The sequence below is a fragment of the Pseudomonas sp. FP597 genome (genome assembly GCF_030687435.1).
Classification (GTDB): domain Bacteria; phylum Pseudomonadota; class Gammaproteobacteria; order Pseudomonadales; family Pseudomonadaceae; genus Aquipseudomonas; species Aquipseudomonas lactucae.
In genome coordinates, this window is the sequence record NZ_CP117432.1 from 6,122,918 (window position 1) to 6,136,871 (window position 13,954).

General features: G+C 61.9%; 16 protein-coding genes. 6 read left to right on the forward strand and 10 right to left on the reverse strand.

Annotated features, from left to right (window positions below; genetic code table 11):
* Window positions 1-2: 2 nt before the first annotated feature.
* Window positions 3-326, forward strand: a complete 324-nt coding sequence (locus PSH66_RS28130) for a DUF3392 domain-containing protein (protein ID WP_003176691.1) — start codon at window positions 3-5, stop codon at window positions 324-326.
* A 79-nt stretch (window positions 327-405) separates the two neighbouring features.
* Here the strand turns inward: PSH66_RS28130 and trmB are convergent, their stop codons facing one another.
* From trmB to PSH66_RS28150, 4 genes are all read right to left on the reverse strand, one after another.
* The gene (gene trmB, locus PSH66_RS28135) at window positions 406-1,131 is read right to left on the reverse strand and encodes a tRNA (guanosine(46)-N7)-methyltransferase TrmB (protein WP_078826457.1); all 726 of its coding nucleotides are present in this window, start codon (window positions 1,129-1,131) and stop codon (window positions 406-408) included.
* Window positions 1,132-1,140: 9 nt separating this feature from the next.
* Window positions 1,141-1,935, reverse strand: a complete 795-nt coding sequence (locus tag PSH66_RS28140) for a thiazole synthase (protein ID WP_003176694.1) — start codon at window positions 1,933-1,935, stop codon at window positions 1,141-1,143.
* A gap of 48 nt (window positions 1,936-1,983) precedes the next feature.
* Window positions 1,984-2,184 carry a sulfur carrier protein ThiS gene (gene thiS / locus PSH66_RS28145; RefSeq protein WP_042945398.1) on the reverse strand — a complete coding sequence of 67 codons (201 nt, stop codon included), beginning with the start codon at window positions 2,182-2,184 and terminating at the stop codon, window positions 1,984-1,986.
* Window positions 2,185-2,263: 79 nt separating this feature from the next.
* Window positions 2,264-2,638, reverse strand: a complete 375-nt coding sequence (locus tag PSH66_RS28150; protein WP_003176696.1) for a DUF423 domain-containing protein — start codon at window positions 2,636-2,638, stop codon at window positions 2,264-2,266.
* A gap of 74 nt (window positions 2,639-2,712) precedes the next feature.
* Between PSH66_RS28150 and mtgA the strand changes: the two genes are divergently transcribed.
* The gene (gene mtgA, locus PSH66_RS28155; RefSeq protein ID WP_003176697.1) at window positions 2,713-3,435 is read left to right on the forward strand and encodes a monofunctional biosynthetic peptidoglycan transglycosylase; all 723 of its coding nucleotides are present in this window, start codon (window positions 2,713-2,715) and stop codon (window positions 3,433-3,435) included.
* A gap of 69 nt (window positions 3,436-3,504) precedes the next feature.
* Here the strand turns inward: mtgA and rpoH are convergent, their stop codons facing one another.
* The 4 genes from rpoH to ftsY form a co-directional block, all read right to left on the reverse strand.
* On the reverse strand, window positions 3,505-4,359 hold the full coding sequence (rpoH, locus tag PSH66_RS28160) for an RNA polymerase sigma factor RpoH (RefSeq protein ID WP_003176698.1): 855 nt from the start codon (window positions 4,357-4,359) through the stop codon (window positions 3,505-3,507).
* A gap of 130 nt (window positions 4,360-4,489) precedes the next feature.
* On the reverse strand, window positions 4,490-5,512 hold the full coding sequence (gene ftsX, locus PSH66_RS28165) for a permease-like cell division protein FtsX (RefSeq protein ID WP_003176699.1): 1,023 nt from the start codon (window positions 5,510-5,512) through the stop codon (window positions 4,490-4,492).
* Window positions 5,509-6,180, reverse strand: a complete 672-nt coding sequence (ftsE, locus tag PSH66_RS28170; protein ID WP_003176700.1) for a cell division ATP-binding protein FtsE — start codon at window positions 6,178-6,180, stop codon at window positions 5,509-5,511. Before ftsE ends, ftsX begins: the two co-directional genes overlap by 4 nt.
* Window positions 6,177-7,568: a signal recognition particle-docking protein FtsY gene (gene ftsY / locus PSH66_RS28175; protein ID WP_305428041.1), complete on the reverse strand. Its 1,392-nt coding sequence runs from the start codon at window positions 7,566-7,568 to the stop codon at window positions 6,177-6,179. The genes ftsE and ftsY overlap by 4 nt, the downstream gene beginning before the upstream one ends.
* A 232-nt stretch (window positions 7,569-7,800) precedes the next feature.
* Here ftsY and PSH66_RS28180 point away from each other — a divergent pair, with 232 nt between their 5' ends.
* The 4 genes from PSH66_RS28180 to PSH66_RS28195 are packed head-to-tail and all read left to right on the forward strand — an operon-like array spanning window position 7,801 to window position 12,274.
* Entirely contained in the window at window positions 7,801-9,156 is a 1,356-nt protein-coding gene (locus PSH66_RS28180) for a pitrilysin family protein (protein ID WP_003176702.1), read from the forward strand.
* Window positions 9,149-10,633: a pitrilysin family protein gene (locus tag PSH66_RS28185; protein ID WP_305428042.1), complete on the forward strand. Its 1,485-nt coding sequence runs from the start codon at window positions 9,149-9,151 to the stop codon at window positions 10,631-10,633. The genes PSH66_RS28180 and PSH66_RS28185 overlap by 8 nt, the downstream gene beginning before the upstream one ends.
* On the forward strand, window positions 10,633-11,244 hold the full coding sequence (rsmD, locus tag PSH66_RS28190; protein WP_003176704.1) for a 16S rRNA (guanine(966)-N(2))-methyltransferase RsmD: 612 nt from the start codon (window positions 10,633-10,635) through the stop codon (window positions 11,242-11,244). Before PSH66_RS28185 ends, rsmD begins: the two co-directional genes overlap by 1 nt.
* A 34-nt stretch (window positions 11,245-11,278) precedes the next feature.
* The gene (locus tag PSH66_RS28195) at window positions 11,279-12,274 is read left to right on the forward strand and encodes a hydrolase (protein WP_003176705.1); all 996 of its coding nucleotides are present in this window, start codon (window positions 11,279-11,281) and stop codon (window positions 12,272-12,274) included.
* A gap of 24 nt (window positions 12,275-12,298) precedes the next feature.
* Here the strand turns inward: PSH66_RS28195 and PSH66_RS28200 are convergent, their stop codons facing one another.
* On the reverse strand, window positions 12,299-13,153 hold the full coding sequence (locus PSH66_RS28200) for a sulfurtransferase (protein WP_305428043.1): 855 nt from the start codon (window positions 13,151-13,153) through the stop codon (window positions 12,299-12,301).
* Window positions 13,154-13,185: 32 nt separating this feature from the next.
* Window positions 13,186-13,857: a TetR/AcrR family transcriptional regulator gene (locus PSH66_RS28205; protein WP_003176707.1), complete on the reverse strand. Its 672-nt coding sequence runs from the start codon at window positions 13,855-13,857 to the stop codon at window positions 13,186-13,188.
* Between the last annotated feature and the right edge of the window lie 97 nt (window positions 13,858-13,954).

Consider the following 13,954-nt stretch of genomic DNA (forward strand, 5'->3'; position numbering starts at 1 on the left):
GAATGGATTTGGTACTCGACCTGCTCGCCACCGTATCCCGCTGGAGCCGCAGCAACCTGTCGGAAATTTCACTGGCCCTCGTCGGCTGCTTGCTGGTGCTGTTCGGCGCCGACATCAAGGGCTGGGTCGAAGCGCGCCTGGGCAGCATCGCCGGCGCCTTGCGCGTTCCCTTGATGGCGCTGCTGTGCATGATTGGCAGCGGCGCGGCGTTGATTTACGCCACGCCGTGGATTGTGCGGGGGTTGAGCCAGTTCAATAACTACAGCCTGGCGCCGGTGTTGGTGGTGGTGCTGGTGTTGATTGGGGTAGTAGCTGACCGCCGCTGATCTCAAATCCAACACAAAACAACTGTGGGAGGGGCAAGCCCCTCCCACATTTTTTACCGCATTCCAAGTGGCTGGTTTGTCAGTCGACTTTCTCGAACTTCAAATCCCACACCCCATGCCCCAACCGCTCACCACGGCGTTCAAACTTGGTGATCGGACGCTCTGCCGGGCGCGGCACACATTTACCGTCTTCGGCCAGGTTGCGGTAGCCCGGAGCGACGTTCATCACTTCCAGCATGTATTCGGCATACGGTTCCCAGTCGGTGGCCATGTGCAGGATGCCGCCGACTTTCAGCTTGCTGCGCACCAGCTCGGCGAAGGACGCCTGGACGATGCGGCGCTTGTGGTGACGGGCTTTGTGCCAAGGGTCGGGGAAGAACAGCATCAGGCGGTCGAGGCTGTTGTCGGCGATGCAGCGGTTGAGCACTTCGATCGCGTCGCAGTCGTAGACCCGCAGGTTGGTAAGGCCCTGGGTCAGCACGCCGTTGAGCAGCGCGCCGACACCGGGACGGTGCACTTCCACGCCGATAAAGTCCTGGTCCGGCGCGGCAGCGGCCATTTCCAGCAGGGAGTGCCCCATGCCGAAGCCGATTTCCAGGGAGCGTGGCGCCGAGCGGCCGAACACCTGGTCGTAATCCACCGGCGCGTCGGCCAACGGCAACACGAACAGTGGCGTGCCTTGCTCCAGGCCTTTTTGCTGGCCTTCGGTCATGCGGCCGGCGCGCATCACAAAACTCTTGATGCGGCGATGCTTGGACTCGTCGCCTGCTTCCAGGGTGTTCGGCGTTTCGTTTGATTCAGTCATCAATGGCTCTTACTTGATCAGACCATCCAGCGGCGAAGAGGCGCTGGCGTAGAGTTTTTTCGGCATGCGCCCGGCGAGGTAGGCCAGGCGGCCCGCGACGATGGCGTGGTTCATGGCTTGCGCCATCATGATCGGTTGCTGGGCATGGGCGATGGCCGAGTTCATCAGCACCGCGTCGCAGCCCAGTTCCATGGCGATGGTTGCGTCGGAGGCAGTGCCCACGCCTGCATCCACCAGCACCGGGATCGTGGCTTCTTCGAGGATGATCTGCAGGTTGTAGGGGTTGCAGATCCCCAGGCCCGAACCGATCAGACCGGCCAGCGGCATCACTGCGATGCAGCCGATTTCTGCCAGTTGACGGGCAATGATCGGGTCATCACTGGTGTAGACCATCACGTCGAAGCCTTCCTTGACCAGGGTTTCGGCGGCCTTGAGGGTTTCGATCACGTTGGGGAACAGGGTTTTCTGGTCGGCCAGCACTTCCAGCTTTACCAGGTTGTGGCCATCGAGCAGCTCACGGGCCAGGCGGCAGGTGCGCACGGCTTCGATGGCGTCGTAGCAACCGGCGGTGTTCGGCAGGAAGGTATAGCGGTCCGGCGACAGCACTTCGAGCAGGTTTGGCTCGCCCTCGATCTGGCCGAGGTTGGTGCGGCGCACGGCGAAGGTCACGATTTCGGCACCCGAGGCTTCGATGGCCAGGCGGGTTTCTTCCATGTCGCGGTACTTGCCGGTACCGACCAGCAGACGGGACTGGTAGGTACGACCGGCCAGGACGAAAGGCTTGTCGCTACGAACGATGCTCATGGGAAATCCTCGTAATGGGGTGAGGTTCTGCAGAATTCGGGCAGGCGACTAGCCGCCGCCAATGGCGTGGACCACTTCGACCCGGTCACCGTCGCTGAGCGCGGTGCCTTCGTGCTGGCTGCGCGGGACGATATCCAGGTTGAGCTCCACTGCGACGCGACGCCCGGTCAGCTCCAGGCGGGTCAGCAGGGCCGCGACGGTTTCGCCGTCGGGCAGTTCAAAGGGTTCGCCGTTCAACTGAATGCGCATGCCACGGGCCGCCATCGTTTTTAGGGGCCAGCATTCTAGCCCGATTGGGGCCAGAAGGTCAGCTCCAAGCGTCAAGCGGTCACAGCTGCAGGCGCCAGGCGAACAGACCGAGGAAGAACCAACCGAGCAAGAAGGCCAGGCCGCCGAGCGGCGTGATGATGCCGAGTTTGCTGATGCCGGTCAGGGTCAGCACGTACAGGCTGCCGGAAAACAACAGGATACCGACCACGAACGAGATGCCGGCCCAAGTCACCAGGCGGCCCGGCAGGTGCGCGGCCAACAACGCGACGCCGAACAGGGCCAGGGTGTGCACAAGTTGGTAAGTCACGCCCGTGTGGAAGATCGCCAGGTATTCGGCGCTCAGGCGGTTTTTCAGGCCGTGAGCGGCGAAGGCGCCGAGGGCCACACCGGTGAAGCCGAAAAAGGCAGCCAGCATCAGAAAGCTACGCAGCATGAGGAACTCCAGTCAGACTCATCGGGCAGGGTCTGTATAATGGCCCGCTCAACGGGTTCGGCCAAGCCATCTCTATGCTGCGTCTCCTCTTCAAACGCTTTCTCAACGTCGTGAAATGGTTTGCCATCGGCAGTGTCTTGCTGGTGCTGCTGTTGCGTATCGTCCCGCCGCCGTTCACTGCGCTGATGGTGGAGCGCAAGATCGAATCCTGGTTCGACGGCGAGCCCATCGACCTGCAACGCACCTGGGTGCCGTGGGACGAGATTTCCGATGATCTCAAAGTCGCGGTGATGGCCGGTGAAGACCAGCGTTTCCCGCAGCATTGGGGCTTCGACTTCGGCGCAATCCAGGCGGCGATCCAGCACAACGAGCGCGGCGGTTCGATTCGCGGCGCCAGTACGTTGAGCCAACAGGTGTCGAAAAACCTGTTCCTGTGGGCCGGTCGCAGTTATCTGCGCAAGGGCCTGGAGGCGTGGTTTACCGGGTTGATCGAGGTGTTGTGGCCCAAGCAACGGATTCTTGAGGTGTACCTCAACAGCGTGGAATGGGATGAGGGCGTGTTTGGTGCCGAAGCGGCGGCGCGGCATCATTTTGGGGTGAGCGCCAAAGGGCTTTCGCGGCAGCAGGCAAGCTACTTGGCTGCCGTATTGCCGAACCCGCGCGTCTGGAGCGCCAGCCATCCAACCGCCTATGTGGCGCGGCGGGCGGCGTGGATTCGTCAACAGATGAGCCAGTTGGGTGGGGACGGTTATCTCGTGGAACTGAACAACTCCCGCAAAGCCCCCTGGTCGGACTGACACAACACACAAACAAATATGGGAGGGGCAAGCCCCTCCCACATTTCTGACCCAGTGTTACCCGCTGGGTTAAGCGGCGATCGACAGCTTCAACTTGTTCATCGCGCTTTTCTCAAGCTGACGAATGCGCTCGGCCGACACGTTGTACTTCTGGGCGAGGTCGTGCAGCGTGGCTTTTTCTTCCGCCAGCCAGCGCTGGTAAAGAATGTCACGGCTGCGGTCGTCCAGCACTTCCAGGGCTTCGTGCAGGTTGTGGTTGGAGTTGTCGCTCCAGTCGGCATCTTCCAGTTGACGCGCCGGGTCGTACCGGTGGTCTTCCAGGTAGTTGGCCGGCGATTGGAAGGCGCTGTCGTCGTCCGCTTCGGCGGCCGGGTCGAAGGCCATGTCATGGCCGGTCAGGCGACTTTCCATCTCGCGCACTTCGCGAGGCTCCACGCCAAGGCTTTCGGCCACGCGGTGGACTTCCTCATTGTTCAGCCACGCCAGGCGTTTCTTCTGGCTGCGCAGGTTGAAGAACAGTTTGCGCTGGGCCTTGGTGGTCGCCACTTTCACAATGCGCCAGTTGCGCAGGATGAACTCGTGGATTTCCGCCTTGATCCAGTGAACCGCGAACGACACCAGGCGCACACCCATTTCCGGGTTGAAGCGCTTGACCGCCTTCATCAGGCCGACGTTGCCTTCCTGGATCAGGTCAGCCTGGGCCAGGCCGTAGCCGCTATAGCTACGGGCGATATGTACGACAAAACGCAGGTGGGCGAGCACCATCTGCCGAGCCGCCCCCAAATCCTGCTCATAGTAGAGACTCTCGGCCAGTTCACGCTCCTGCTCGGGTGTCAGCAATGGAATGCTGTTGACCGTGTGCACATAGGCCTCCAGGTTCGCACCCGGGACCAAGGCATAAGCAGGTTGCAAAGAAGTGGTCATACGAAAAAACCTCCGACTCACATAACTCGTGCAGTTCAGCACTGCGAAAATTGACCTGGGAACCGTAGGACAAGTTCCCTAAACCGCTGATACGGTCAATACAAACGAAACCACATTAATCTGGCATTAACTACTTCGGCGCCAGCTCGCGTAAATGCCGTGCGACCGCAATCCAGGCACCGATATAACCCAACAATACCGCGCCAAGCAAGAGACTCAGACCATCGGCTACCGGCACACCGGCCAGGGCAAAATCGCTGCCGTACAAGCCGGCGAGCCCGACAACCGCGTCGTTCAACCAGTTCAGGCCAAAAGCCAGCACGGCCCAGGACAAAACCCCCGCACCCAAGCCATAAAGCGCGCCCATGTACAGAAAAGGCCGACGCACATAGCTGTCTGTGCCGCCGACCAGTTTAATCACTTCTATCTCGGTGCGGCGGTTTTCAATATGAAGACGAATGGTATTACCTATCACCAAAAGTAATGCAGACACCAACAATACGGTCAGGCCAAACACAAAGCGGTCACCCAGCTTGAGGATGGCGGCCAGACGCTCTACCCAGACTAGGTCAAGTTGCGCCTGTTGCACCTTGGGCATCTCCGCGAGTTTTTGTCGCAGGGCTTCCAGCGCCGTTTTGTCGACCTCGTTCGGCGTCACCAGCACCACGCCCGGCAGCGGGTTCTGCGGCAGTTCCTTGAGCGCCTCGCCCAGGCCGGACTGCTGCTGGAACTCCTCAAGGGCCTGGTCGCGGCTGACGTACTCGGCATCCGCCACGCCCGGCATGTTCTTGATGTCGTCGCGCAGCGCCTCGCCTTGCTGGGGGCTGGCGTCGAGGTTGAGGTACAACGAAATCTGCGCCGCGCGCTGCCAGGAACCGCCCAGGCGCTCGACATTATTGAGCAGCAGCGACAAGCCCATCGGCAGGCTCAAGGCCACGGCCATTACCAGGCAGGTGAAAAAGCTGCCGATCGGCTGCTTGCCCAGACGGCGCAGGCTGTCGAGCAGGCTGGCGCGATGGCTTTCGATCCAGGCGCGCAGCAGGGTGCCGAAGTCCGGACCGTCATCGTCGTCATGCTTTTTCTTTTTCGGTTGCGGGTCGGCCGGTTTCGGCGCCACGCGTTCGGATACTTTAGGGCTGCGTGTAGCACTCATACTCCGGCCTCCCCGTCACCGATCAGGCGACCGCGTTGCAGGGTCAGCATGCGGTGACGCATGCGGGCGATCAACGCCAGGTCGTGACTGGCGATGAGTACGCTGGTGCCCAGGCGGTTGATGTCTTCGAACACCCCCATGATCTCGGCCGCCAGACGCGGGTCGAGGTTACCGGTGGGCTCGTCCGCCAGCAGCAAGGCCGGGCGGTGGACGATGGCGCGGGCAATGCCGACGCGCTGTTGCTGGCCGGTGGACAGATCGCCAGGGTAGAGGTCGGTCTTGTCCGACAGCGCGACACGCTCCAGCGCCGAATCCACGCGCTTGATGATTTCGGCCTTGGACAGCCCCAGGATCTGCAACGGCAACGCAACGTTATTGAACACGGTGCGATCGAACAGCAACTGGTGGTTCTGGAACACCACGCCGATCTGACGGCGCAGGAACGGAATCTGCGCATTGCTGATGGTGGCCAGGTCCTGGCCTGCCAGCAGCAGTTTGCCAGTGGTTGGGCGTTCCATGGCCAGCAGCAGGCGCAACAGGGTACTTTTGCCGGCGCCGGAATGACCGGTCACGAACAAGAACTCGCCGCGACGCACTCGAAAGCTCAGCTCATGCAAGCCCACATGCCCGTTGGCATAGCGTTTACCGACCTGTTCGAATCGAATCATGAACGCTCCCGCTCGGCAAACAGTGCCTGTACAAAGGGTTCGGCTTCAAAGGTGCGCAGGTCGTCGATGCCTTCACCGACACCGATATAACGAATCGGCAACCCGAACTGTTTGGCCAGGGCGAAGATCACGCCGCCTTTGGCCGTGCCGTCGAGCTTAGTCAAGGCCAGGCCGGTCAGTTGCACCGTCTGGTTGAATTGCTTGGCCTGGCTGATGGCGTTCTGGCCGGTGCCGGCGTCGAGCACCAGCAGCACCTCGTGGGGGGCGTCGGCGTCGAGCTTGCCGATCACGCGGCGCACTTTCTTCAGTTCTTCCATCAAATTGTCTTTGGTGTGCAGGCGACCGGCGGTGTCGGCGATCAGCACGTCGATGTTGCGCGCCTTGGCGGCTTGCACGGCATCGAAGATCACCGAAGCGGAGTCGGCACCCGTGTGCTGGGCGATCACCGGAATCTTGTTGCGCTCGCCCCAGACTTGCAGTTGCTCCACGGCAGCCGCGCGGAAGGTGTCGCCGGCGGCAAGCATGACTTTCTTGCCCTCACCCTGCAGCTTCTTGGCCAATTTGCCGATGGTGGTGGTCTTGCCGGCGCCGTTGACGCCCACCACCAGGATCACGAACGGCTTGTTCGGGGTGATTACCAGCGGTGCTTCAACAGGCTTGAGCATCGCCGCCAGCTCGGCCTGCAAGGATTTGTACAGCGCGTCGGCATCGGTCAACTGCTTGCGCGCGACCTTCTGGGTCAGGCTCTGGATGATCACGGCGGTAGCTTCCACGCCCACGTCAGCGGTGAGCAGGCGCGTTTCGATGTCTTCCAGCAGTTCGTCATCAATGACTTTTTTGCCGAGGAACAGGCTGGCCATGCCTTCGCCGATGCTGGCGCTGGTCTTGCTCAGGCCTTGCTTGAGGCGGGCGAAGAAGCCGGTTTTGCTGGTTTCGGTGGCTGGTGTGACAGGGGCCGGCTCGATAACCGCGGGTGCGGCGACCAGGGGTGCAGGCATGTCGACCACCGGCGGCGCTTGAACCACAACGTCTTCTACCGGCGCCGATTCAATCACCGCAGGAATCGGCGGCACCACGTGCTCGGCCTGCACATCCTCAACCAATGCCACCGGCTCTTCGGCCACCGGCAGTTCCGGCCACGGCTTGTGCTCGAGCTCCGGCTCGGCCTCGACGACCGGCTGCAACACCGGTTCAACTATCGGCAACAACACCGGCGGCGGCGTTTCAGCAAGCGGTTCGGCTTCTATTAGGGGTTCGGGGATCGGTTCGGCTTGAACCTGCGGCTGTTCGACGACGGTTTCCTGCGGCTTTTTGCGCAGCCATCCGAACAGGCCTTTCTTCTCGCCAGCCGCAGCTGGGGTCTTCTTGTCGTCGTTGGAACCAAACATGGAGACGGCTATCTCAAGGTAGCGACGCGCCAGGGGGCGCGTCGGTAAATAAAATACGATGCGTAACAGACTGTTTTTTAGCCAGCTCGTTCATGCGCAACATTTTGTAAGGCCTAAATAGGGCCTCAACAAGACTGCCGCAGTGGCCGTCCGTAAATCCGACCAGTATCCTAGCACCTCCTCGCCCGCCGACGCTAAGACCAAGCGGGCAGCCCAACAGGTTAAAAAACGAATGAATGCTCTAGCCCGCCGCGCCGCAGGCCTGCTGCTCAGCACAGTTTGTCTGCCCCTTTCAGCTCTGGCTGCCGACCCACAACCCACCCATGAATTCACCCTGGACAACGGCCTCAAGGTCGTCGTGCGCGAAGATCATCGCGCGCCGGTGGTGGTTTCCCAGGTGTGGTACAAGGTCGGCTCGAGCTACGAAACCCCGGGCCAGACCGGTTTGTCCCACGCCCTGGAGCACATGATGTTCAAGGGCAGCGCCAAAGTCGGCCCAGGCGAAGCCTCGCTGATCCTGCGCGATCTGGGCGCGGAAGAGAACGCGTTCACCAGTGACGACTACACCGCCTACTACCAAGTGCTGGCCCGCGACCGCCTGGGCGTGGCCTTTGAACTCGAAGCCGACCGCATGGCCAGCCTGCGCCTGCCGGCCGACGAGTTCAGCCGCGAAATCGAGGTGATTAAAGAAGAACGCCGCCTGCGCACCGACGACAACCCGATGTCCAAGGCCTACGAGCGCTTCAAGGCCATGGCGTTCCCGGCCAGCGGCTACCACACGCCGACCATCGGCTGGATGGCCGACCTGGATCGCATGAAGGTCGAAGAGCTGCGCCACTGGTACCAATCCTGGTACGTGCCGAACAACGCCACCCTGGTGGTGGTCGGCGATGTGACCCCGGACGAGGTGAAAACCCTGGCCCAGCGCTACTTCGGCCCGATCCCCAAGCGTGACGTACCGCCCGCCAAGATTCCGATGGAGCTGGCCGAACCCGGCGAGCGCCTGCTGACGATGCACGTGCAAACCCAACTGCCGAGCGTATTCCTGGGTTTCAACGTCCCCGGCCTGGCCACCGCCGAAGACAAGCGCTCGGTGCAGGCCCTGCGCCTGATCTCGGCGCTGCTGGACGGCGGCTACAGCGCGCGCATCTCCGAGCAGTTGGAGCGCGGTGAAGAGCTGGTCTCCGCCGCCTCCACCAACTACGACGCCTATACCCGCGGCGACACTCTGTTCATGCTGAGCGCCACCCCCAACCAGCAGAAGAAAAAGACCATCGCCCAAGCCGAAGCCGGCCTGTGGCGTCTGCTGGAAGAACTCAAGGCCAAGCCACCGACCGCCGAAGAACTGGAGCGTATCCGCGCCCAGGTGATTGCCGGCCTGGTCTACCAGCGCGACTCGATCACCAGCCAGGCCACGGCCATCGGCTCCCTGGAAACCGTCGGCCTGTCCTGGAAGCTGATGGACTCTGAGCTGGCCGACCTGCAAAGCGTGACCCCGGAAGATATCCAGAAGGCCGCACGCACCTATTTCACCCGCGAACGTCTGAGCGTCGCCCATGTTCTGCCCGAGGAGACCGCTCATGAGTGATCGCAAAAGCCTGATCCTGCCCGGCCTGATCGCCGTCACCCTGGCGGCGGCGAGCGCCGTGTATGTCCTGCGCCCCAACGAATCCATGGCCAGCCAGGCGCTGGACAAGGCTCAATCGGCGAGCAAGCTGCAATCCCTGGCGGAGCTGGACGGCAAGGCGCCGACCAACCGCAAGCTCGACGTGCAAACCTGGACCACCGCCGAAGGCGCCAAGGTGCTGTTCGTCGAAGCCCATGAACTGCCGATGTTCGACATGCGCATCCTGTTCGCCGCCGGTAGCAGCCAGGACGGCAATGTGCCGGGCCTGGCACTGATGACCAACGCCATGCTCAATGAAGGGGTACCGGGCAAGGATGTCAGCCAGATCGCCAGTGGTTTTGAGGGCCTGGGGGCCGACTTCGGCAATGGCGCCTACCGCGACATGGCGCTGGTGTCCCTGCGCAGCTTGAGCGCAAGCGACAAGCGCGATGCGGCCCTGACGCTGTTTGACGAGGTCATCGGCAAGCCGACCTTCCCGGCCGACTCCCTGGCCCGCATCAAGAACCAGATCCTCGCCGGCTTCGACTACCAGAAGCAGAACCCCGGCAAACTGGCGAACCTGGAGCTGTTCAAACGCCTGTACGGCGATCACCCTTACGCGCACCCAAGCGAAGGCACGCCTGACAGTGTGCCGAAGATCGCCCTGGCGCAGTTGCAGGGCTTCCATGCCAAGGCATATGCCGCCGGTAACGCGGTGATTGCGGTGGTCGGTGACCTGACCCGCGCCGAAGCCGAAGCGATGACGGCCAAGGTCTCTGCGTCACTGCCCAAAGGCCCGGCCCTGGCGAAGATCGCCCAGCCGACCGAGCCGAAAGCCGGCCTGAGCCACATCGAGTTTCCGTCCAAGCAAACCCACCTGCTGTTCGCCCAACTGGGCATCGACCGCGCCGACCCGGACTACGCCGCCTTGTCCCTGGGCAACCAGATCCTCGGCGGCGGCGGCTTCGGCACCCGGTTGATGAGCGAAGTGCGCGAAAAACGCGGCCTGACCTACGGCGTATACTCCGGCTTTTCGCCAATGCAGGTGCGTGGCCCGTTCATGATCAACCTGCAGACTCGCGCCGAAATGAGTGGCGGCACCCTGCGCCTGGTCGAACAAGTGCTGGCCGACTACCTCAAGACCGGCCCGACCCAGAAAGAACTGGATGACGCCAAGCGCGAGCTGGCCGGCAGCTTCCCGCTGTCGACCGCGAGCAACGCCGATATCGTCGGCCAACTGGGCGCCATGGGTTTCTACAACCTGCCGCTGAGCTATCTGGAAGATTTCATGAAACAATCCCAGGCCCTGACCGTAGAGCAGGTCAAGGCTGCCTTGAACAAACACTTGAGCGCCGACAAGATGGTCATCGTGACCGCCGGCCCGACGATTGCGCAAAAGCCACTACCGCCCCCCACTGATAAACCCGCCGAGCAGCCGCTCGGGGTTCCGGAGCATTAATGGCCAGTTCATCTCGCCCGAAAAAACCTGTCCACAACGTACACAACGGTGTGGGCCAATTGCGCATCATTGGCGGTGAATGGGGCAGCCGCAAGCTGAGCTTCCCCGACGTCGTGGGCCTGCGCCCGACACCGGATCGCGTGCGTGAAACGCTGTTCAACTGGCTCGCACCGTATATCGGCGGAGCCAAGGTGCTGGACCCGTTCGCCGGCAGTGGCGCACTGTTCCTGGAAGCGCTGTCCCGTGGCGCGGCCCAGGCCCAGGCGCTGGATGCCAGCAATGTCGCGGTGTCCAGCCTCAAGGAACACTTGGGCACCCTGCGCTGCACCAATGGCCAGGTACAAACCGCCGACGCCCTGCGCTACCTCGAAACCCAGGCAGCCAGTGCGTACGACGTGGTGTTCCTCGACCCGCCGTTCAACCAGAACCTGCTGCCAACCGTCTGTGCGCTGCTGGAAGAGCGCCAGTGGCTGGCGCCGGATGCGTGGGTCTACACTGAAAGCGAGACCGCGCCGTCTACCCTGGGCTTGCCGGGGACGTGGCGCCTGCACCGGGAGCAGAAGTCAGGGCGGGTGTATTACGCGCTGTGGCATCGGTTGATTGAGGGTTGATCGCGATTGGGCCGTTGTGACCACAGAGACTTGCATGAACCCCTGCTCTGAAAAATTCAAGCCCGCCTTCGGCCTCGGCAACCCCCACCTGCAAACCTTGTGGGGGCCGCTGTGGCGCCCCACGACCCATATCGAGCGCCAGCGCGAACGCTTGTGGCTGGAAGACGGCGACTTTCTCGATCTTGACTGGCATGGCCCTCACGACGCACAAGCGCCGTTGGTGCTGGTGCTGCACGGCCTGACCGGTTCCTCCAATTCGCCGTATGTCGCCGGCCTGCAAAAAGTCCTCGGTGCTCACGGCTGGGCCAGCGTGGCGCTGAACTGGCGTGGCTGCTCCGGCGAGCCGAACCTGTTGGCCCGCAGCTATCACTCGGGTGCCAGCGAAGACTTGGCGGCAACGATTGCCCATCTGCGCGCCAAGCGGCCGTTGGCGCCGTTGTATGCCGTGGGCTATTCCCTGGGCGGCAATGTGCTGCTCAAGCATTTGGGTGAAACCGGCGAAACGTCCGGGCTGCAAGGCGCGGCGGCGGTGTCGGTGCCGTTTCGCCTGGACCAATGCGCAGACCGCATCGGGCTGGGGTTTTCACGGGTGTATCAGAAGCATTTCATGCGCGAGATGCTGGCGTATATCCGCGTCAAGCAGCGCCAGTTTCTGCAGGATGGCCGGGAAGACGGGCTGAAAACCCTGCAAGCGCTGGGCTCCTTGGAGAAGATGCGCACGTTCTGGGATTTCGACGGTCGGGTGACCGCCCCGCTACACGGTTTTTTGAGTGCCGAGGACTATTACCGCCAGGCGTCGAGCCGCTATTACCTGGGCGCTATCCGCACGCCGACGCTGATTATCCAGGCGGCCGATGACCCGTTTGTGTTTGCGCACAGCTTGCCCGAGGCCAGTGAGTTGTCGGCGTGCATTGAGTTTGAGTTGCTGGCGAAGGGTGGGCATGTCGGGTTTGTGGAAGGCTCCTTGAAGCGCCCCGGCTATTACCTGGAGCGCCGCATCCCACAATGGCTGCTGACACAACACGGATAGAAATGTGTTTACACCTCAGAAAGCTCAGTCGCCTGTAGCGATCGCCCGCGCAGGCTCAGTAATCCACTCGCTCCAAGACCCCGCATATAACTTGCCCAACGGATATCCCGCCAGACTCAGCGCAAACAGGTTATGGCAGGCCGTCACCCCGGAACCGCAATACGCCACCAGTTCCTCCGGCGAGCGCCCCTGCAATTGCGCGGCAAACCGCTGCTGGAGCTGATCGGCCGGCAGGAAGCGGCCGTCGCTGCCAAGATTTTCGTTGAACGCCGCACATTGCGCACCGGGGATATGCCCGGCAATCGGGTCGATGGGCTCCACTTCGCCGCGAAAACGCGCGGGTGCACGCGCGTCGATCAAGGTCATGCCCGGTTGGCCCAGGCGTTTTTGCAGGTGTTCGGCGTCCAACAGCAGGTGATTATCCGGCTTGCCGACAAAGGTCCCCGGCTCGATCGTCGGCGCATCCAGGCTCAATGGGAACCCGGCGCTGTGCCAGGCCTTGAGGCCGCCATCCAGGATAAACACGCCATCGCGCTTGCCCAGCCAGGCCAGCAACCACCATGCACGGGCGGCATAAGCGCCAGGACCGTCGTCGTACAGCACCACATCGGTATCGGCGCTGATCCCCCAGGCCCGCAGTTGCCTGGCAAAGGTATCCGGCTCCGGCAACGGATGACGACCGGTCACCCCCTTGATCACCGGCCCACTGAGATGGCGCTCCAAGTCGGCATACTGCGCGCCGTCGATATGCCCTTCGGCATAACTGCAGCGTCCGTAATCCGGGTCTTCGAGGGCAAAGCGGCAATCGAGGATCACCAAGCCGCCGGTCTCGCGACGCTCGGCCATTGACTGCGGGTTGATCAGTTGGGCAAGCGGCATGACGAACTCCTGCGAATGCATGGGGGAAAGGTCTACTTCACTTCTTCCAATGCCTGGTTCAACGGCACGTAAAACTCTTTGAACAGCGCATCCACCGCCTCTTTGGCCTGGGGCGTGACAAAACCCGCCTCCAGCACCAGGACTTGATACACACCGCGTTTGATCGCTTCAGCGCTCAAGTGGGCGGAGTTTTCATTGGTGGTGCACAGAAATCGCACCCAGGAGGTGAGGATGATCCAGGCATTGAGCGTCAGGGCTTCGGTTTGCACCGGGTCCATGTTGAGGATGCCGGCATCGACAAATCCCTGATAAATGGCGCCGCCCTGGACCAGGCAACGCTGGGAAAAACGCCGGTAGCCGGTGGCCAGTTCCGGGTCGCTTTCCAGCAAATGTTCGAGGTCACGGTGCAGGAAACGGTAACGCCACATGCCGGCCAGCACAGCTTGCAGGTAAAAACGCTTGTCCTCCACGACCATCCCGCGTCCCTGCGGTGGGCGCAGAAAACTGTCTACCAGCGCTTCGTATTCACGAAACAGCACGGCGATGATCGCCTGCTTGTTGGGGAAGTGGTAGTACAGGTTGCCCGGTGAAATTTCCATGTGAGCGGCGATATGGTTGGTGCTGACACTGCGCTCGCCCTGCTGGTTAAAAAGCTCCAGGCTGGTTTGCACAATGCGTTCGCTGGTCTTTACTCGTGGTGCCATAAGGGAATCAGCTTCTGTACACGTGATTGAGCATCTTACGGCCTATCCTTGCCAGGATAAATCTGGATGTTGCTGCAATGTTATTTGACAATTTAGA

Bases quoted from the DNA above. Each gene is read 5' to 3' on its own strand.
- ftsX (WP_003176699.1), bottom strand. From the start codon at position 5,512: ATGAGTGCTACACGCAGCCCTAAAGTATCCGAACGCGTGGCGCCGAAA.
- ftsY (WP_305428041.1), bottom strand. From the start codon at position 7,568: ATGTTTGGTTCCAACGACGACAAGAAGACCCCAGCTGCGGCTGGCGAG.
- PSH66_RS28195 (WP_003176705.1), top strand. From the start codon at position 11,279: ATGAACCCCTGCTCTGAAAAATTCAAGCCCGCCTTCGGCCTCGGCAAC.
- rsmD (WP_003176704.1), top strand. From the start codon at position 10,633: ATGGCCAGTTCATCTCGCCCGAAAAAACCTGTCCACAACGTACACAAC.
- ftsE (WP_003176700.1), bottom strand. From the start codon at position 6,180: ATGATTCGATTCGAACAGGTCGGTAAACGCTATGCCAACGGGCATGTG.
- PSH66_RS28180 (WP_003176702.1), top strand. From the start codon at position 7,801: ATGAATGCTCTAGCCCGCCGCGCCGCAGGCCTGCTGCTCAGCACAGTT.
- mtgA (WP_003176697.1), top strand. From the start codon at position 2,713: ATGCTGCGTCTCCTCTTCAAACGCTTTCTCAACGTCGTGAAATGGTTT.
- PSH66_RS28130 (WP_003176691.1), top strand. From the start codon at position 3: ATGGATTTGGTACTCGACCTGCTCGCCACCGTATCCCGCTGGAGCCGC.
- PSH66_RS28185 (WP_305428042.1), top strand. From the start codon at position 9,149: ATGAGTGATCGCAAAAGCCTGATCCTGCCCGGCCTGATCGCCGTCACC.
- thiS (WP_042945398.1), bottom strand. From the start codon at position 2,184: ATGCGCATTCAGTTGAACGGCGAACCCTTTGAACTGCCCGACGGCGAA.
- PSH66_RS28205 (WP_003176707.1), bottom strand. From the start codon at position 13,857: ATGGCACCACGAGTAAAGACCAGCGAACGCATTGTGCAAACCAGCCTG.
- PSH66_RS28150 (WP_003176696.1), bottom strand. From the start codon at position 2,638: ATGCTGCGTAGCTTTCTGATGCTGGCTGCCTTTTTCGGCTTCACCGGT.
- PSH66_RS28140 (WP_003176694.1), bottom strand. From the start codon at position 1,935: ATGAGCATCGTTCGTAGCGACAAGCCTTTCGTCCTGGCCGGTCGTACC.
- PSH66_RS28200 (WP_305428043.1), bottom strand. From the start codon at position 13,153: ATGCCGCTTGCCCAACTGATCAACCCGCAGTCAATGGCCGAGCGTCGC.
- rpoH (WP_003176698.1), bottom strand. From the start codon at position 4,359: ATGACCACTTCTTTGCAACCTGCTTATGCCTTGGTCCCGGGTGCGAAC.
- trmB (WP_078826457.1), bottom strand. From the start codon at position 1,131: ATGACTGAATCAAACGAAACGCCGAACACCCTGGAAGCAGGCGACGAG.